General features: G+C 60.1%; 25 protein-coding genes. 21 read left to right on the forward strand and 4 right to left on the reverse strand.

The annotated features are described in order from the left end of the window. The first annotated feature begins 61 nt into the window (after nucleotides 1–61). The 19 genes from RS897_RS38810 to RS897_RS38900 all read left to right on the forward strand — a co-directional run bounded on the left by RS897_RS38810 (nucleotide 62) and on the right by RS897_RS38900 (nucleotide 9,332). Entirely contained in the window at nucleotides 62–382 is a 321-nt protein-coding gene (locus RS897_RS38810; RefSeq protein WP_315833943.1) for a DUF6874 family protein, read from the forward strand. Further along, a complete protein-coding gene (locus RS897_RS38815; RefSeq protein WP_315833944.1) occupies nucleotides 379–672 on the forward strand; it encodes a hypothetical protein in 294 nt (97 codons plus the stop codon). The genes RS897_RS38810 and RS897_RS38815 overlap by 4 nt, the downstream gene beginning before the upstream one ends. Next, on the forward strand, nucleotides 669–899 hold the full coding sequence (locus RS897_RS38820; RefSeq protein WP_315833945.1) for a hypothetical protein: 231 nt from the start codon (nucleotides 669–671) through the stop codon (nucleotides 897–899). Before RS897_RS38815 ends, RS897_RS38820 begins: the two co-directional genes overlap by 4 nt. Next, entirely contained in the window at nucleotides 887–1,210 is a 324-nt protein-coding gene (locus tag RS897_RS38825; RefSeq protein WP_315833946.1) for a hypothetical protein, read from the forward strand. The genes RS897_RS38820 and RS897_RS38825 overlap by 13 nt, the downstream gene beginning before the upstream one ends. After that, nucleotides 1,210–1,395 (forward strand): hypothetical protein, encoded by a 186-nt coding sequence (locus RS897_RS38830; RefSeq protein WP_315833947.1) that lies wholly within the window; start codon nucleotides 1,210–1,212, stop codon nucleotides 1,393–1,395. Before RS897_RS38825 ends, RS897_RS38830 begins: the two co-directional genes overlap by 1 nt. Next, the gene (locus RS897_RS38835) at nucleotides 1,395–1,631 is read left to right on the forward strand and encodes a hypothetical protein (RefSeq protein ID WP_315833948.1); all 237 of its coding nucleotides are present in this window, start codon (nucleotides 1,395–1,397) and stop codon (nucleotides 1,629–1,631) included. Before RS897_RS38830 ends, RS897_RS38835 begins: the two co-directional genes overlap by 1 nt. After that, nucleotides 1,631–1,858 carry a hypothetical protein gene (locus RS897_RS38840; RefSeq protein ID WP_315833949.1) on the forward strand — a complete coding sequence of 76 codons (228 nt, stop codon included), beginning with the start codon at nucleotides 1,631–1,633 and terminating at the stop codon, nucleotides 1,856–1,858. Before RS897_RS38835 ends, RS897_RS38840 begins: the two co-directional genes overlap by 1 nt. Before the next feature lie 214 nt (nucleotides 1,859–2,072). Then, the gene (locus RS897_RS38845) at nucleotides 2,073–2,528 is read left to right on the forward strand and encodes a hypothetical protein (RefSeq protein WP_315833950.1); all 456 of its coding nucleotides are present in this window, start codon (nucleotides 2,073–2,075) and stop codon (nucleotides 2,526–2,528) included. Next, nucleotides 2,525–2,755 carry a hypothetical protein gene (locus RS897_RS38850; RefSeq protein WP_315833951.1) on the forward strand — a complete coding sequence of 77 codons (231 nt, stop codon included), beginning with the start codon at nucleotides 2,525–2,527 and terminating at the stop codon, nucleotides 2,753–2,755. The genes RS897_RS38845 and RS897_RS38850 overlap by 4 nt, the downstream gene beginning before the upstream one ends. Next, nucleotides 2,748–2,888, forward strand: coding sequence for a hypothetical protein (locus RS897_RS38855; RefSeq protein ID WP_315833952.1), 141 nt, complete (start codon nucleotides 2,748–2,750; stop codon nucleotides 2,886–2,888). Before RS897_RS38850 ends, RS897_RS38855 begins: the two co-directional genes overlap by 8 nt. A gap of 642 nt (nucleotides 2,889–3,530) precedes the next feature. After that, a complete protein-coding gene (locus RS897_RS38860; RefSeq protein ID WP_315833953.1) occupies nucleotides 3,531–3,986 on the forward strand; it encodes a hypothetical protein in 456 nt (151 codons plus the stop codon). A 423-nt stretch (nucleotides 3,987–4,409) separates the two neighbouring features. After that, nucleotides 4,410–5,063, forward strand: a complete 654-nt coding sequence (locus RS897_RS38865; RefSeq protein WP_315833954.1) for a DNA cytosine methyltransferase — start codon at nucleotides 4,410–4,412, stop codon at nucleotides 5,061–5,063. 23 nt (nucleotides 5,064–5,086) lie between these two features. After that, nucleotides 5,087–5,344, forward strand: a complete 258-nt coding sequence (locus RS897_RS38870) for a hypothetical protein (RefSeq protein WP_315833955.1) — start codon at nucleotides 5,087–5,089, stop codon at nucleotides 5,342–5,344. 106 nt (nucleotides 5,345–5,450) lie between these two features. Next, on the forward strand, nucleotides 5,451–6,206 hold the full coding sequence (locus RS897_RS38875; RefSeq protein WP_315833956.1) for a hypothetical protein: 756 nt from the start codon (nucleotides 5,451–5,453) through the stop codon (nucleotides 6,204–6,206). A 3-nt stretch (nucleotides 6,207–6,209) separates the two neighbouring features. After that, a complete protein-coding gene (locus RS897_RS38880) occupies nucleotides 6,210–6,386 on the forward strand; it encodes a hypothetical protein (protein WP_315833957.1) in 177 nt (58 codons plus the stop codon). After that, a complete protein-coding gene (locus tag RS897_RS38885) occupies nucleotides 6,383–6,955 on the forward strand; it encodes a hypothetical protein (RefSeq protein ID WP_315833958.1) in 573 nt (190 codons plus the stop codon). Before RS897_RS38880 ends, RS897_RS38885 begins: the two co-directional genes overlap by 4 nt. Beyond that, nucleotides 6,952–7,446, forward strand: a complete 495-nt coding sequence (locus RS897_RS38890) for a hypothetical protein (RefSeq protein WP_315833959.1) — start codon at nucleotides 6,952–6,954, stop codon at nucleotides 7,444–7,446. Before RS897_RS38885 ends, RS897_RS38890 begins: the two co-directional genes overlap by 4 nt. A 1-nt stretch (nucleotide 7,447) precedes the next feature. After that, the gene (locus RS897_RS38895; protein ID WP_315833960.1) at nucleotides 7,448–8,164 is read left to right on the forward strand and encodes a DUF4326 domain-containing protein; all 717 of its coding nucleotides are present in this window, start codon (nucleotides 7,448–7,450) and stop codon (nucleotides 8,162–8,164) included. A gap of 166 nt (nucleotides 8,165–8,330) precedes the next feature. Next, complete coding sequence (locus RS897_RS38900) at nucleotides 8,331–9,332, forward strand: tyrosine-type recombinase/integrase (protein ID WP_315833961.1); 1,002 nt, start codon at nucleotides 8,331–8,333, stop codon at nucleotides 9,330–9,332. A gap of 161 nt (nucleotides 9,333–9,493) precedes the next feature. Here the strand turns inward: RS897_RS38900 and RS897_RS38905 are convergent, their stop codons facing one another. Both RS897_RS38905 and RS897_RS38910 read right to left on the reverse strand, forming a co-directional pair. Beyond that, the gene (locus RS897_RS38905; RefSeq protein WP_315833962.1) at nucleotides 9,494–10,243 is read right to left on the reverse strand and encodes a peptidoglycan-binding domain-containing protein; all 750 of its coding nucleotides are present in this window, start codon (nucleotides 10,241–10,243) and stop codon (nucleotides 9,494–9,496) included. Further along, nucleotides 10,236–12,095 (reverse strand): PAS domain-containing sensor histidine kinase, encoded by a 1,860-nt coding sequence (locus tag RS897_RS38910; protein ID WP_407654385.1) that lies wholly within the window; start codon nucleotides 12,093–12,095, stop codon nucleotides 10,236–10,238. The genes RS897_RS38905 and RS897_RS38910 overlap by 8 nt, the downstream gene beginning before the upstream one ends. A 456-nt stretch (nucleotides 12,096–12,551) precedes the next feature. Between RS897_RS38910 and RS897_RS38915 the strand changes: the two genes are divergently transcribed. Beyond that, the gene (locus tag RS897_RS38915) at nucleotides 12,552–12,950 is read left to right on the forward strand and encodes a DUF5330 domain-containing protein (RefSeq protein ID WP_315833964.1); all 399 of its coding nucleotides are present in this window, start codon (nucleotides 12,552–12,554) and stop codon (nucleotides 12,948–12,950) included. A gap of 157 nt (nucleotides 12,951–13,107) precedes the next feature. Continuing rightward, nucleotides 13,108–13,533 carry a SufE family protein gene (locus RS897_RS38920; RefSeq protein ID WP_315838886.1) on the forward strand — a complete coding sequence of 142 codons (426 nt, stop codon included), beginning with the start codon at nucleotides 13,108–13,110 and terminating at the stop codon, nucleotides 13,531–13,533. A 9-nt stretch (nucleotides 13,534–13,542) separates the two neighbouring features. On the opposite strand, the gene RS897_RS38925 is transcribed toward RS897_RS38920, so the two are convergent. Further along, nucleotides 13,543–13,956, reverse strand: coding sequence for a Ros/MucR family transcriptional regulator (locus RS897_RS38925; protein ID WP_315833965.1), 414 nt, complete (start codon nucleotides 13,954–13,956; stop codon nucleotides 13,543–13,545). 194 nt (nucleotides 13,957–14,150) lie between these two features. Continuing rightward, on the reverse strand, nucleotides 14,151–15,014 hold the full coding sequence (locus RS897_RS38930) for a DUF308 domain-containing protein (protein WP_315833966.1): 864 nt from the start codon (nucleotides 15,012–15,014) through the stop codon (nucleotides 14,151–14,153). Nucleotides 15,015–15,246 lie beyond the last annotated feature (232 nt).

A 15,246-nucleotide genomic window follows, 5' to 3' on the forward strand; every position in this document is an offset into this window, starting at 1 on the left:
TCGTACTATAAGTTTCTCCCATCACCCCGACCTTTCGGGGGATGCAATGGGAGAGCGGGAAATGGTTCGCAAATCCAAAAAACTTGAAGTCTCGTTTGATTGCCCCGAGACTGAACGAAAGATTATTCGCGCCATTAGCCGCCGCGCTCGCGACCTTTATCTTGAGAACGGCGTCGATCGCGCTGCCCTCGACATCGCCATGGACATCACTGCCGTTCATTGCAACGGAAACCCTATCCGTCTGAACGACCTGCTGGCGGCCGACGATTTCAATCTGCTGCACGACGTTTCGAAGATCGCGAGCCATCTCGATCGTGAGACAGGCAAGCTCAGCGGCTTCTTCCGTCCCCGCTTTTCGCGGCCAGCCCGACAGGTCGCGTGATGGTCAAGGCCCCAACCAAGAAGTCTATCCGCGAAGCGCTTGCGCCGATGTCGCGCGAGCTTCTGGCCGGAAAGTATCCGCGACCGATCGATCTGATGGGTCTGAAGATCACTTGCGAGCGTCTTTACAACGCGCGCGGGTGCCCCGGCTACGCTTGGAACGTTTCATTCAGCGCTCTTGACCCGAAGATCAACGCTCCGATTGGCCGCATCGTTCACGGCGGCAACCTTTCCACCATCGTCGACCAACTGTATCGCCGCGTCTCACGCGAGCTGGAGTCCACCCAATGAGCCGCACATCAATGTCAGAAGTGGCGGCGCGCGGCGGCGGCCAATGCTCGGCCACTCCTCGCCGATTTTCGCCGGACATGAAGAAACGTTGGCTGCCGACGATCGACGGCAAAGTCGTCACTGACTCACGCTTTCCCTTTTCTGGCTTTGCGACCCGGTCGGAAGCAATCGAGGCTGCGCGGACCTCGCGCCAGAATACCAACGGAGAAAAGAAATGTCGCGTTTAGCTGAACTGGCGGCGGATGTAGAGGTTGCGGGGCGGATTGCTGCTCAGACGAACCCGCAGTGGCAGGATCGAGGCTTTGGCGACAGCCGCGAACTCGACCTGGGGACGCTACGACTCGCAATCACAAACCAGAGCGACCGCCACTGCGGATGGTGCTGGCATGTTTCCGTCGGCGGAATCTATGGCGGCGACACGATCGAGCAAGGCGGCGGGATGGCCTCTGCCGATGAGGCGAAGCGCGCCGTAGAAGCATGGACCCGAACCTTCTGCGAGAAGACACTGGCTGCGATTGTTGCTGCGGAGCGCGCGTGATGGCCACCGAAGAAACCCGTCGCGCTGCAGCCTGCCGGTCATTCTGGTCTGATGATCCGCTGAATGTTCGATTTCGGTCGGCTGTTGGTGGACGTCCATTCAGCCTCAAGGAGTTCATTTCGTTCGTGCTTGCGATGCCTGCGGCTGAGTTCGCCCGCGTCGTCGGCAGATCGGAGGTCGCGTGATGTCGCAACAACTTTTGAAGGCAATCGGCTCCGAGGGCTTGATCCAATATTTTCAGGAACTGGATGCGGCCGAACTTAACGGCAAACTCGTCGACCAGACGGCAATTGCTCATTTGGCCATCGAGCATCGCGGCATGAGCCTCCGTGAGGCTTTCGTCATCGCGAAGGCTTGGCGCGTAACGCACAGCATCGCCCTGCCCGCCGAAGACCGAGCAATGAACGCCCTGGAGGATTGATGACCACCAGATTCGAACTCATCGCCAAGGCCTTCCCGCTTCATGCGCAGAGGATTGCGGAGTGCACATTTGAGTGCGGCGGTGACGCGCGCCTGAATTGGCTGATGGCTGAGTGCAGCGCTAACAGCAAGGCCGCCGCCATCATGTCGGCCTTATTCTATTTCGACGCGACGACTGAGGGCTTCAACTATTGGTTCGCACTCCAGCGCGGCGGAGGCTTTGCCTGATGGGCTACCGTCCACTCCCCAACTGTCAGCATCTCGATAACTGGGGCCGGTGTCGCGTTCACACTGCGCCGCGTTTCATTCGATGGCTGTTTCCGAAGGGTCGCCCGCTCTGTGTGCTCACCGGTCCCGAACTGCAAGACGGCCGCTTGTCCTGTCCAGATCAAGTCAAATTTCCGAGACTGGCGTCACCAGCACCAATGCCGAGGAAAACGTGATGGCCTATCCCAACACCAAACCTCGCCGACAGCGCGACCCCGGCGCAGAGATGATCTGCATGGCGCTCGTCGTGCGCAGCGACGCGCGGCCGGGATCGATTGGAGTGGCTGTGGATGATGATCCCACTAGCCCGACAGTCTGGCTACCGAGGAAGTGCATCGAGATCGAAGCCCGGACCTTTCGAAAGTGGGCAGCAATCGATGTTCCGCGCTGGCTTCGCCGAGATCGCGGCCTGTTCAATGCCAGCACTGGCAACAGCTTCCGTGCCGAGCCTGAGTTCTGTCGGGACAAATCAAAGCCCGAAACCCGGACGCCTGAACAAGTCTCGTCAGACGCCGAACGCGACTTGGTCGAGTTCGCCTGTCGGCAAGCAAACAAGTATCGCGTTCTTCTTGGGCAGCTTCGTCCGATCGGCGGCGGTGATGTTGATGGTGGGAGGCAGAGACGAGCATGAGCAACATTGTCCAATTTCCGTCCGAGCGGGTCACGACTGAATGCTCTGGCTGCACCATGCCAGGCATCACCCAGGATCATCTGCGGCGCAACGCCTGGAACAACTTCTATACCGAGTGCCGCCACCAGCAGATTGACCCTCTGACGTCGCACGAACTCGCTGATGCCTTCATGGCGGACATCGAGCGACGAATCATGACTGCAATGAAGGAGCCGAACCATGCCTGAGCTCATCGCCGTTTTCATCTTCGGAGTCATCGCCGGGGCACTGGTGATGTACGCAGCGATCATCGACCGTTTCGCAGGCCCCGGGCCGGGGCCTACTACCGATCCGACGGAGCATGGGGAATATCCTCTTTGACCGAACTCCGGCAGCGAGAGCCGAGGCGCGAGGACGCCAAGCATCTTGCTTACGTCCGACAGCAGCCATGCTGCGTCACGTTCTGCAACCGGCCCTCGGAGGCGGCCCATATCCGGATGGCCTGCATCTCGATCGGAAAGCCCCCGACAGGGATGCAGGAAAAGCCCGACGATAAATGGACAGTCGGGCTTTGCGCCTACCATCACCGGACCGGCGTCTCGTCGCAGCATAATGTCGGCGAGGAATTATTCTGGCAGACGCACGGCGTGAACCAATTCGAGATTGCCGCTCGACTCTGGATCGAATCCGGCGGCGCCGCTCGGGCTAGCGAATCTCAGCCCGTCAAACGCCCGCGAAAGATTGCAGCCCGGAAGCCTCGCGAGAAGCGGAAGAAAATCCAGGGCGGACAGAGGATCAAATCCAACCCTGTCATTCAGTCGCACGGGTTTAAGCAGCGACCGTCTCAGCTATCGACGTCGGGGGCGCGGACATGAGCCTCGTCCATATCGTCAACTCAGTCATCGCCGCTCTGTTCGTCCTGGGACTCGCTATCTGCGGCATAGCGGTCTGGGGAGACAAGGCCAACGTTGCGACAGGCTCAAGCCCTCAGAATTCGCAGCCCTTGGAAGGTGACGGCAAAAGATGAGCCGGTCAGGTTATAGCGACGATTGCGACCAATGGCAGCTTATCAGATATCGCGGAGCCGTCGCGAGTGCATTTCGCGGCAAGCGTGGCCAGTCCTTTCTGAAAGAGACGCTGGCCGCACTCGATGCTTTGCCGGTCAAGCGCCTGGTCGCTAACGAACTCGCGGCGCCAGACCTTATCTCTTGCTCTCACTGGGGTATCCATGAGGGGGAATCGGTTTGCGCTATTGGTGCAGTCGGTCGCTCTCGCGGAATCGATATGGCAAAGCTGGACCCGGAAGATGCTGAAGCCGTCGCTGGAACGTTCGGAATTGCCGAGGCGATGGCGCGGGAGATCGTTTACGAGAATGACGAGTATTCACGCAGCGAGACGCCAGAGGCCCGCTATGCGCGAGTGCGCGCATGGGTTGTCGGTCAGATCATCCCCACTACAGCGCGAGGCACGGAGAGATGAGTAAGATCAAATGGCCAAGGCGATATCGCACGTTCTGGTGTGTGATCGATGGAAATGGCGCCGCGTTTTTGGCAAGCGCTAATATGAATCGCTCAGGATCGATTATCGCATTTCTCAACGATGCGGATACGAAACATGGCGATTGGCGATGGTGGAAGCGCCATGGCTATTCGTGCCAGCGCGTTGACGTCAAAGTTCGTAGTGCGGTGGCAAAGCCATGACCGCCTCCCCCACCGAGTTACTGGCGTTGGCGGCTAGGGTTGAGCCAATGGTTCTTCAACGGTCCGATTTGGTCCGCAAGTTTGACCAAACTCTAGCCGAGCAATTGAATGGCGAACCAACTTCAGAAGAAGTAAAGGCCGCCGCCGCATTGAAGGCCCTCGCCTCTCTCGCTGGCGAGGTGGGTGGTGGGAGGGGTGCAAAGTGACCCGTCCATTAGCGCTAGATCTATTCTGCTGCGCTGGTGGCGCTGCTGTCGGCTTACAGCGTGCCGGATATCAGGTTGTTGGCATCGATATCGATCCACAGCCGCGGTATCCGTTCGCCTTCATACAGGCAGATGTAACGCAGATTTGCTTCTCCAGGTTCGCTCTGGTTTGGGCATCGCCGCCGTGCCAGCAATTCTGCCGGCTGCGGACGCGGGAAGACCTGTCAGGATACCCAGATCTAATCGAGCCAGTCCGCGCAAAGCTGATCGCTGGCGGCGCCCCCTACGTTATTGAGAACGTCCACGAAGCTCCAATCCGCAAAGACTTGATGTTGTGCGGCGCGATGTTTGGACTCCGAAGCTACCGCCATCGACATTTCGAGTGCTCGTTCCCGATTCAGCAGCCAGCGCACTCGAAACATACAGTCTGCGTGAACCGTCGCGGCGAGAACCGCAGGGAGCATTGGGCTAACGGCGGTTTCATAACGATCACGGGCGATGTCGGCACTTACTGCGGGCCCGAGGCCATGGGGATTGATTGGATGTCGGGTCACGAAATGTCCCAGGCTATACCGCCTGCTTATGCCGAATACATCGGCCGCGCTGCTATCTCTCATTTCAAACCAAAACTTGCACAGGCCGCCGAATGAACTCTTCATCCCCGGAGCCCGCGATGAAGGCAGCTAGTCTTGACGCCATCGTTGCCGAGTACGCCATGCTGTATGGCGAGCCCGAGTATCAATATTTCAAGAAGCATTCAGCTTGGGTCAAGGAGCCCAGAAAGAAAGGAAGCCACTTTACCATTATTGGAAAGGGCGAACCTATTTCGCGCGAAGAGTTCGAAGCAAATATTGCTGAGGGCGAACGCATTCGCGGTGAAGCATTCATGGGACGCTATCCGCAAGTTACTGGCGTTATGAGCGCAAGATGATCAAAGACGGCTGGCGCGAACATTTGATCAAAGACATTAAGAATTACGACACCCCCGCCGGCCGCCGTGCGCTGGCGGATGCGACAAAGCAGGAGTACCGCAAGCCATGACCACCCCAAGCAATCCAGGCGCTGAGATGCTGGCGCCATGCCCGTTCTGCAAGAAGTCGCCTGCACAGAAAGTTGGGCCGCCAGCCTTGGCGCGGTGCATTACGCCCGGCTGTGAGGGAAAGAAGCTTCGCGCGTATACCATGGTGGAATGGGCAGAGCACACCCGCGCCGCCGCGCCTGCTGCCGGGGTGGAGCATGCTCCGGCCAATTGCTCTTGGCCGGCCGGTAGATTGTTTTCCTTTCACAATGAGCCGGGCGAGCACGACCCCTGTTATGTGGTCATGCCTGATGGAGCGATGTTGGCACTGAACCACCACGCGACGCCTGGAATCGACATAGCAAGGTCTCACTTCATCATTTCAGCATGCAATACAGCACTGACTGCCGGGGTGGAGCGTAATGCAGAAGACGAGGCTTACGAGACCGGCGAGCGCGACGGGTACGAAAGCGCCGTGCAAGATTTTGATCTGGCGACGGGCGGCGATGGCGAGTTCAAGGGCAGCACAATCCCTGGCGAGACTATAGACGTTCCCGCGATGAAGGCGCGGGTAATCGCTAGATTTGCTGCCGGGGTGGAGCAACAGCACATCGGCTATATCAGCCCGTCTGACCTCTATGCGCTCAAAGACGCGCATGGTGTCGCGCTGGTCGTTGCTTGCGCTGGATATGACACGGTGATCCCGGTCTATATCGCATCCCTCCCCGCGACGCCTGTCGTCGCCGCTCTCGCGCAGTCAGACAAGGAGGAGTGAGGAATGGCTGACCGCAAGGGCGACGAAACAAAACGGCCTTCGAATTGCGGGCGCCGTGACGGGCAATGGAAACCGTGTCCAAACCTCAAAGAAATAGATCCACGCAATATGAGCGGAGAGACGTATTCCTGCAATGTTTGCGGCGAGCACTACTATCTTGATTACGAGGAAATGCGATGACCACCACCCCGCGCGACGCCATCGCCATTGATGGGCTGAGTGACCCTGAGCACATTTGGCTTCAGAATGACAACGATGCAATCCACCAAGGCTATGGCCGCATGTGGTGTGAAAATAAGGTGTGGCCCGAAGATCCAGAAGACGGGGAGCCGACGAAATATGTCCGGGCAGATATAGCCGCCGACACCATCGACGCTCTCACCGCAAGGGTGAAGGAGTTGGAGGGCGACCGCGATTCATGGAAATTGCAATTTGATAGCGCGTCAGCCGCTGCTTCTGAATACAGCGAGTTCTGGGAAGAGCATCATGGAGACTTTGACCAGTTCGGCAACTACATTCCTTACAGCCAAATTGATGGCGATTTGAGAGCCGCGAACGCCCGCGCCACCCGCCTCCAGCAAGAGCGCGATGAGGCGTATGAACGGGCAGCGAAGATGGCTGAGCAGTTTGCCGAACCATATGCGCTATATTCAAATACTGGCGCGATGATGTTCCGCGCGGTTACAGACAAGATCGTGGCCGCCATCCGCCAACTCGCGTCCAGTCACAACGAGGAGAAGCAGGGATGAGCAGATCTGGATATAGCTATGATCACGATGACGAGAACGGCGCGCTTGCTATGTATCGCGGCATGGTTGCGAGCGCCACACGCGGGAAGCGTGGGCAGGCTCTGCTCAAAGACATCCTGATTGCCATGAACGGGATGCCGATAAAGCAATTGGTCGCAGATGATTTAGAGCGCGCGAACGGCTCTGTGTGCGCGATCGGGGCGGCTGGTCGACTCCGAGGTGTTGATATGTCGATCCTTGATCCGGAGGACGCGGAATCCGTCGCGGGAAAATTCAACGTCGCTGACTGCCTCGCTCGTGAGATCGTTTACATGAACGACGAATTTGGCTTCTCGGGCGAATACGAGTTTGTTGAGGGCGTCAATTATTGGGGCCAGCGCGGACCATACAGAAGGATGCGCAAGGAAACGCCAGAAGAACGCTTCAGCCGCATGCGGAAATGGGTGCGATCGCAAATCAAGGACCCATTGTTCGACGTGATCTGGTGCTGACATGACCCCCATCACACAGCAAGCCGTAGAGGCGGCGGCAAAGCAGTTGGTGCGTTTTGCTCCAATGTATCAGAAGAAAAACGGAGAGCCCGGCAATTCGGCAATGATCGTTGCGAGAGGCATACTCACCGTAGCGCTTGCTGTAGATGACGCGACATCACACGGGTGGTTGCCGATCGAGAGCGCGCCGAAGGATGGGACACACATCCTAGCCTATCGGCGTCCGATTGGCATTCGCGTGACGAACATGACGAACCCGCCAACGGTCGTTCATTGGTTCGATGATCCAGACGAGCCGGGATTCTACACCAGTGTGAATGAGATCGCGCCCGAGCACCCATTTCGGCCCACCTACTGGCAACCGCTCCCCTCCCCACCACTCAAGCCTGAGGCGAGTAGAGGGATGGCACCTGTCCGCATTCAACGCAAGCGCTCCAAAGGATGGCGCAAGCCCGCCGACGCCGCTATCGTCGATCGAACAACGAATTGGGGAAACCCATATTCAGAGCGCGACCGAGGCGGCTGTGACCCGAAGATACTGGTCGAGCTTTACCGCGACTGGATCACGAAAAGCGACGACCCACACGCCGCCAGAATGCGCGCCCGACTAGACGAATTGCGTGGCAAGCGGCTGGTCTGCTGGTGTGCTCTCGACCAACCTTGCCACGCCGACGTCTTGCTCGAACTGGCCAACGCCCCCAGGGAGGGCACGGTGTGAGAGAAGACCAGCCCATCAGCCTGGAAGACGCTTGCCGTGTCTATTTCGGCGGCCGGATCAAGGTTGCGACATTGCGGGCTGAACATGCCCGCGGCAGGCTTGAGATCTCCAAGATTGGTCGGGCATACTTTACGACCATCGAAAAGCTGAAGGACATGGAAGCCAAATGCCTCGTAGATCCGCCGGGCCGCGCCTCTGGTTTGATAAAAAGCGCGGGACATGGACGATCATCGACGGACGCGGGCGACGCCGCACAGGCTTCCGCGCTGAAGAGATTGGAGCAGCGCAAAAGGCTCTTGGGGATTACATCGCGTCGCAGCACGTAATCAAGGACAGTGATTGCCCATTCATTTCTGACGTTCTCACGGCCTACGCCGATGAGCATTTGGCTGGGAAGTTAAGCGAACAGCACGTCCTCTACGATATCAGGAACCTCACCTCATGGTGGGGCGCCAAGCCGGTATCGGACATTACGGCGGCAAACTGCCGGGCCTATGTGAAGCATCGGAAAGCAAAGACCTGCGCGAGACGCGAGTTGGCATTCTTGAACGCCGCAGTGAAGCACTGGCACAAGGAGCACGGCCCCCTGAAGGTCGTTCCGATTGCAACGCTGCCGCCAGCCCCGGCCCCGCGATCGCACTGGATGACCAGGCAGCAGGCCGCCGCGTTCCTATGGCAGGCACGCAAGGCGCCCTATCTGGCGCGGTTCTTTATAATCGGATGGTACACAGGGTCGCGGAGATCGGTCATAGCCGGCCTGCGCTGGTCTATGGTGGATTTCAAGACCGGCATCATGCTGCGGAAGATGCCCGGTGCTCGGCAGGCGGCCAATAAGAAGGCTCCACCGATGCGTATGGGCAAGCGCCTGATGGCGCACCTGAAGCGCTGGAAGCGACTGGACGGAAAGAAAGCCGACTACATCGTTACGTTCCGCGGCAAGCCCATACGGCGCCCGGAGAAGAGCTGGGAGCGGGCTCGCAGGGACGCGAAGCTACCGATCTACATCACCCCACACATTCTAAGGCACACCAGAGCGACGAACATGATGCAGCAGCGCAAGGATCCATGGGAGTCGGCAAAGGCCCTAGGTATGTCCCTGGACATGCTGACGAAGGTCTACGGACATCATCACCCGGACTGGCAAAAAGATGTGTCCGAAACACGTTGAGTTACCGTAGGATTACCCAAAGCACAAAAAAATGCTATATAATACGGTGAAATCTAGCATGCGACTTGGATGTTGGATTTCAATCGCATGCGGCAACGATAAAGCAGCCGACCGGCGGGACAAAGCCGTTTCTGGAGTGTGATCCGGCGCGATAGACCGCGTTAGTCGATCGCCCGGCCGGTGACGACGCCGAGTTCGCGCACCACCCGATCCGAGATCTGGCCGGTGACCGGAAGTTTGCGCTCGCGCTCGAACTTCTGGATCGCCGCCTGCGTGTCGGTTCCGGCAACGCCGGTCGGCTTCAACTGGCCGTAACCGAAATCGGTCAGCGCCCGCTGCACGGATGCGATCCGGCGCGTGGACACGATCAGGTCACCGACCGGATCATTGCGCGTGGAAGCCGGGATCGAAGCCGGCGGACGCATCACACCGGACGCGCCATGCGCCGGCACGGCCCTGGTCGCGGGTTCCGCCGCGGCCTTGAGCTCCATAGGCCGCGCTTCCGCCTCGACAGGACGCGGCCGGGGCAACGGACTTGCGAGCGAACTCGGCGGCTGACTGGGCGCGACCATCGGCGACGGACTTGACGAGGAACTTGCCGATGCACTGGGCGGCGAAGCGGGCAGCGCGCTCAGCGGCGTGGGCTTCGGCATCGATGCCGGCGCAACCGCCGGAAACGGCATGTTGAACATCGGTGCCGGATGCCGGCCGGCCTGCATGAACATGGCATTGCCGACAATCGCAATCACCGCGGCCAGCGCAACGCCGCCGGCCAGCGTGTCCTTCGGACTGTGCAGCAGGACACGCATCACCAGATTGCGCTCGACGTCGACATCGACCACCTCGGCCGGCTTGGACCGGCCACGGCGGCGGGGCGGCTCATCATCGTCGATTACAATAGCTTTAGGCACGCTTCTTCACCTGGATATCTTGATGGTCGGTGCGAGGCGCCGGTGTCAGCGCCGTCACATTGGATGATTTGTGCGGAGTCGGCGTTGCGATCAGCGGCAGCAGAACGGTGACCGTCGTGCCCTCGTCGATCCGGCTCGCCACTTTCATCTCGCCACCGTGCAATGCCACGAGGCTTTTGACAATCGATAATCCGAGACCGGTGCCCTCATGGCGACGCTGATAGGTCGTGCCGGCCTGGAAGAACGGATCGCCGATGCGCTTGAGATCATCACTGCCGATACCGACGCCGGTATCGGCCACCGACAGTATCAGGCGCGCCCCTTCGACCCGCGACGATACCGTCACCGAACCGCCACGCTCTGTGAACTTGATGGCATTCGACACCAGGTTCAGCATGATCTGCTTGAATGCACGCACATCGCCGGTGATCTCCGGCAGGTCGTCCGGCACCCTGGTCCGCAGATCGAGGCCATTCTCCCGCGCTTTCAGCGCCATCAGATTGCAGCAGCTCAGGATGGCTTCGCGCGGCATGAACGGGTGCAGCAGGATTTCGAAGTTGCCGGCCTCCATCTTCGAGATGTCGAGGATGCCATTGACCACCGAAAGCAGATGCTGACCGGATTCATTGATCAGGCCGGCATATTCCTTGCGTCGCTCCGCCGTGATCATCAGGTCATTTTCGCGGACGATCATCTCCGAAAAGCCGATGATCGCATTGAGCGGAGTCCGCAACTCGTGGCTCATGGTGGCGAGGAAACGGCTCTTGGCGGCATCCGCCCGCTCCGCCTCGATACGCGCCGCCTGCAGCGCCTGCTCCTGAAGCTTCCGCTCGGTGACGTCCCGCATCACGGCGACGACCTCGGCCTCCTGGTCGGACGCGTCCGCCCGTGAGCGCTCCAGCGGACGACAGCGCATTTCAACCCAGATCCAGACAAAATCAGCCCCGCTTTGTTCGCCGGTTCGTGGCGCATCGCGGCGGATTCGAAACTCGACACTGGCGGCTTCGCCGCCGCGGGCCGCTTCCGACAGTGCGGTCAGATAGGCCGGACGATCGGCGACATGGACACGATCGAACAAGCCGTGGCCGGCCAATCGCGCCAACGGCACGCCCAGCAACGTTTCAGCGGCCGGGGAAATGAACTGCACCGCGCCGTTGCGCCGATGCCGGGAGATGACGTCGCTCATATTGAGTGCAAGCAGCCGGAAGCGCTCTTCTTCGACCATCAACAGCTTGCTGCTGGTCCGCGCCAGTGATTCCGCGCCAAAGGCCAACACCGCGGCGAACAACGTCGCCGACGCGATGCCGATGGCTTCAAACGCCATGCTGTTCTGCGGTTGAACCTTCGAGGGCGGCAGAACATGAAGCACGTCCATCAACACCAATGCGGCCGCACAGCCCAGCGCAAGCATCACCGCAAACCCAACCGCGCGGCGTGACGCCGACAGGCCAGCTTCGAGTGGAACCGCCACCAGCCAGATCGCCGCGAAAGATGCGATGCCGCCGGTGTGAATCGACACCGCCATGACCATGGTCGCGAGCGCCGCCGACGACAGCATATGCGCGCTCTCATAGCGCCCGGTGCGCGAAAGGTAATAGGCGACGAGAATCGGCGCGATCAGCCAGGCATAAACAGCGACTTCGATTCCGGCAGGCGCGCCGCGAAACGCCAGATAGATCGGCAGCGACGCCAGCGCCGCGAGGCTGCCCAGCAGACGCGGCGCGATAAACGCACGATGCCGCGCGCTCGTCATTGCGTTATAACGCGCAGACGGGTGCAGCAAGGCATCCAGGTGTTCGCGAACTCTGCTCAGAACAATCACGTTAGTCTCGCGCTTTGGCGTGCTCGTCATATAAAGACGCGCCAGAACGCCCCCAATTTTTCGTTGCCGGATCGTGTCAGAGCGAACTTAAGCGAACGCTAAAACCCACCCGTGACCGCGGCCCGGCCTGGTGGCAATCACCCATTCGGCGCCCGGAAACGGCGTATTCAGGCGGAATGGTGAACGCAAAGTTTCCGTTTGCCGCCTGATATGGTTTCGAAAGAGTGCATATTCGAAGCAGCCAGACGATCGCCGCCAACGCAGACCACTTGGCGCATCGCGCATAATGCCGACAAATTGCGATTATTTTTTCCGGAAATTGTCCCGCGCCGGTCAATCGAAAATTTACGGCAAACCAAATCATTCAAATTTTCTGCAATTTGAGCGGATCGTTCAAACGGGGGATTTATCGGCGCCTGCTACTGCTGCTCGGGAAGATTGCGAGATCAAATCGCAACGGGGTGAAACAGTACGACGGGTGGCGAGATGTTTTTTCTGCTTCGCATGGCATTCTGGCTCGGGCTTGTGCTCGTGCTGCTGCCGACAGACAAGTCGCAGGACATGGACAAGGCTGCGACTCCGCAGGTTGGGGCCGCGGATGCGATCTCTGCGGCGACCGCCGCGGTATCCGACATGACTCAATTTTGCACCCGGCAGCCCGGCGCCTGTGCGGTCGGCGGCCAGGCAGCCACCGTGATCGGACATCGGGCACAGGCGGGCGCCAAAAAGCTCTACAACATGATCACCGACAAGCGGCCACCCGATCACACCGGATCGGTCGGGTCGGTCGAGAGCCTTCGCGCCGCGAGCGGTGATACGCTGACGGCCGAGGACCTGCAGGTGGAGTGGCGCGCGCCCAACACCTCGTCCCAGCGGCGAGGCTGAGCCCAACTCCAGCCCACGCCGTCATGACTCCAGGGAACCTCGAGGCCGCCGATACGGCCCGGTACGGCCTGTTTTTTCAGGATCGGCTACCCCGGTTATCGCTTTCGGTGCCCCGCGATCTCATATAAAGCCTCGGGCGACTGAGATGCGGGATGCGATGACGATCGACGAGATCAAGGACAATTTTGCACTGCTGGATGAGTGGGATGACCGCTACCGGTACGTGATCGAGCTCGGGCGCATGCTGGCACCCATGAGCGAGGCCGACCACTCCGCCGAGAACAAAGTGCAGGGCTGCGCCAGCCAAGTCTGGCTGGCACGAACTCTGACGCACGACGGCGGAGGTGCCCAGATCCTGCACTATGTCGGCGACAGCGATGCCCATATCGTGCGCGGACTGATCGCCATTCTGCTGGCGCTGTACTCCGACAAACCGCCGCAGACAATTCTCGAGACCGACGCGGTGGCCCTGTTCGAGGAGCTCGGGCTCGGCGAACACCTGACGCCGCAACGCTCGAACGGCTTTCGCGCCATGGTCGACCGCATCCGCCGTGATGCGCGCGAGACCCTCGCCGCCGCGTAGGCCGCTGTCCTATCGCCGCCGCCGTCGCTGCTGGCCGAGGCCCATCTTCTTTGCCAGTTGCGAGCGGGCCACCGCATAGTTCGGTGCGACCATCGGATAATCCGGCGGCAGCCCCCATTTTTCCCGGTACTGCTCCGGGGTCATATTGTACTGTGTCCGCAGGTGCCGCTTCAGCGACTTGAATTTCTTGCCGTCCTCGAGGCACACCAGATAGTCCGACGTCATCGATTTCTTGACGGAAACGGCGGGTTTGGCCGGCTCGGCCACCGCTTCGCCCTGCCCGGACGCCACCCGTACCAGCGCGCCATGCACCTGGCTGATCAGGCCGGGCAGCTCCGACGCCTGCGTGACATTGTTGCCGACAAAGGCCGACACGATCGTGGCCGTCAGCTCGATGAGGTTTTTTCCCGCGGCGTCGCTCATGGCTCGGATCTTTCGTGAGAGCCTGGATCCGACGCAATCCGCAAGGTCAACAGGCCGATCAATCCGGTCGAATCTGGAAGCCAGCACCGTTTGACTTGCGGATTATGAGGCGATTGCTGTGGCTGTGACAAGAACAACGCTGGCGATGGCAGGATTTATTTCGACGCCACAGCAATTCAACGATCAGTAGCCTGCTACGCACCGCGCTGGTCGAGATGCTGGCGGAGCTCGTCGATGGAGGCAAAGCGGATCATGCCTTCCGGCATCTGCGCCTCGATCGAGCCGTCGGAATAGAGCGAATAGGCCATCCCGTCGACCACGCCGGACTTCAGGACCGTGACCGGTGGCGCTTCGGCGGGCCGGCGGAGCGGCGGCGGAGCAGGCCTCACGTCCTCGGTCGCTGCTGGATCCGAAGCTCGCGGCGTGCGGCGCAACGGGTCGGAGCGTGTCCGCTCGGCGGCCGGCCAGGCATCCTCGAATGACACCTGCGGTTCCGGCGCCGGCGCCTCGCTGGCCGGAACCATGTCATCCGGCTGGGCGGCATCGGCCGGCTCCTGAGCCCGATCTCGTTTGGACGACCTGAACAGCAGATTTCTGCGTTTTTTGGCCGGTTCCGGTTCTGGAACAGATGAGGCGGCGGCGGCTTCCGGTTCAAGCGCTGGCTCCGGGAGGCGTGTACGGTCTCGCCCGCCCGCCTCGTTTTGCCATGGCGGCGGGCTTGGCGCTGGAGACGTCACGCCTGACGCCCCAGCAAGTGTGGGGCTTTGGGCGGCAAACGGATCCGGGTCTTCCTGAGGACGGGCCGGTGCAGCCGCCAGTGCCTGCGAGATGGCTTTGAGTTCCCGCACAACCAGCGCGAGTGCAAACAGCACCAACCCGGTGCAAGCCCCCAGCACGCCGGTAACGATCAGGGTGTTGCCGAAGCTGAATTCCTTGACCGGAAAGCCGAATCCGATCGCCAGCAGCCCGACGACAAAGACGACCAATCCGGCAACCAAGAGCCCAATCATCCGCCACTCCCCGCCCTGCCGCCATCCTGCAGCAGCGCCCCATGCCACGATAACGTCATATTGTCGCAACCGACAATCGACAACGACTGATCGACCCCACGTCCCGGTTCCCTGACCGGGAGCGAATCCCATTGATTCGACTTAACGTCGCGCGATTTTGCGGTGTGAATCGTAACAGGCTGTTAATTCTTTACCGTGCCGCAAATGTTGCACTGCATCAGGGAAATTGCGCCACAATTGACAATTACTTGAAACCAATACCGCGCTATATATGGCCCCT

The organism is Bradyrhizobium prioriisuperbiae (genome assembly GCF_032397745.1).
Taxonomy (GTDB): Bacteria; Pseudomonadota; Alphaproteobacteria; order Rhizobiales; family Xanthobacteraceae; genus Bradyrhizobium_A; species Bradyrhizobium_A prioriisuperbiae.

Bases quoted from the DNA above. Each gene is read 5' to 3' on its own strand.
- RS897_RS38885 (WP_315833958.1), top strand. From the start codon at position 6,383: ATGACCACCACCCCGCGCGACGCCATCGCCATTGATGGGCTGAGTGAC.
- RS897_RS38845 (WP_315833950.1), top strand. From the start codon at position 2,073: ATGGCCTATCCCAACACCAAACCTCGCCGACAGCGCGACCCCGGCGCA.
- RS897_RS38900 (WP_315833961.1), top strand. From the start codon at position 8,331: ATGCCTCGTAGATCCGCCGGGCCGCGCCTCTGGTTTGATAAAAAGCGC.
- RS897_RS38835 (WP_315833948.1), top strand. From the start codon at position 1,395: ATGTCGCAACAACTTTTGAAGGCAATCGGCTCCGAGGGCTTGATCCAA.
- RS897_RS38840 (WP_315833949.1), top strand. From the start codon at position 1,631: ATGACCACCAGATTCGAACTCATCGCCAAGGCCTTCCCGCTTCATGCG.
- RS897_RS38820 (WP_315833945.1), top strand. From the start codon at position 669: ATGAGCCGCACATCAATGTCAGAAGTGGCGGCGCGCGGCGGCGGCCAA.
- RS897_RS38830 (WP_315833947.1), top strand. From the start codon at position 1,210: ATGGCCACCGAAGAAACCCGTCGCGCTGCAGCCTGCCGGTCATTCTGG.
- RS897_RS38850 (WP_315833951.1), top strand. From the start codon at position 2,525: ATGAGCAACATTGTCCAATTTCCGTCCGAGCGGGTCACGACTGAATGC.
- RS897_RS38875 (WP_315833956.1), top strand. From the start codon at position 5,451: ATGACCACCCCAAGCAATCCAGGCGCTGAGATGCTGGCGCCATGCCCG.
- RS897_RS38810 (WP_315833943.1), top strand. From the start codon at position 62: ATGGTTCGCAAATCCAAAAAACTTGAAGTCTCGTTTGATTGCCCCGAG.
- RS897_RS38920 (WP_315838886.1), top strand. From the start codon at position 13,108: ATGACGATCGACGAGATCAAGGACAATTTTGCACTGCTGGATGAGTGG.
- RS897_RS38825 (WP_315833946.1), top strand. From the start codon at position 887: ATGTCGCGTTTAGCTGAACTGGCGGCGGATGTAGAGGTTGCGGGGCGG.
- RS897_RS38860 (WP_315833953.1), top strand. From the start codon at position 3,531: ATGAGCCGGTCAGGTTATAGCGACGATTGCGACCAATGGCAGCTTATC.
- RS897_RS38870 (WP_315833955.1), top strand. From the start codon at position 5,087: ATGAAGGCAGCTAGTCTTGACGCCATCGTTGCCGAGTACGCCATGCTG.
- RS897_RS38855 (WP_315833952.1), top strand. From the start codon at position 2,748: ATGCCTGAGCTCATCGCCGTTTTCATCTTCGGAGTCATCGCCGGGGCA.
- RS897_RS38915 (WP_315833964.1), top strand. From the start codon at position 12,552: ATGTTTTTTCTGCTTCGCATGGCATTCTGGCTCGGGCTTGTGCTCGTG.
- RS897_RS38895 (WP_315833960.1), top strand. From the start codon at position 7,448: ATGACCCCCATCACACAGCAAGCCGTAGAGGCGGCGGCAAAGCAGTTG.
- RS897_RS38910 (WP_407654385.1), bottom strand. From the start codon at position 12,095: ATGACGAGCACGCCAAAGCGCGAGACTAACGTGATTGTTCTGAGCAGA.
- RS897_RS38890 (WP_315833959.1), top strand. From the start codon at position 6,952: ATGAGCAGATCTGGATATAGCTATGATCACGATGACGAGAACGGCGCG.
- RS897_RS38880 (WP_315833957.1), top strand. From the start codon at position 6,210: ATGGCTGACCGCAAGGGCGACGAAACAAAACGGCCTTCGAATTGCGGG.
- RS897_RS38925 (WP_315833965.1), bottom strand. From the start codon at position 13,956: ATGAGCGACGCCGCGGGAAAAAACCTCATCGAGCTGACGGCCACGATC.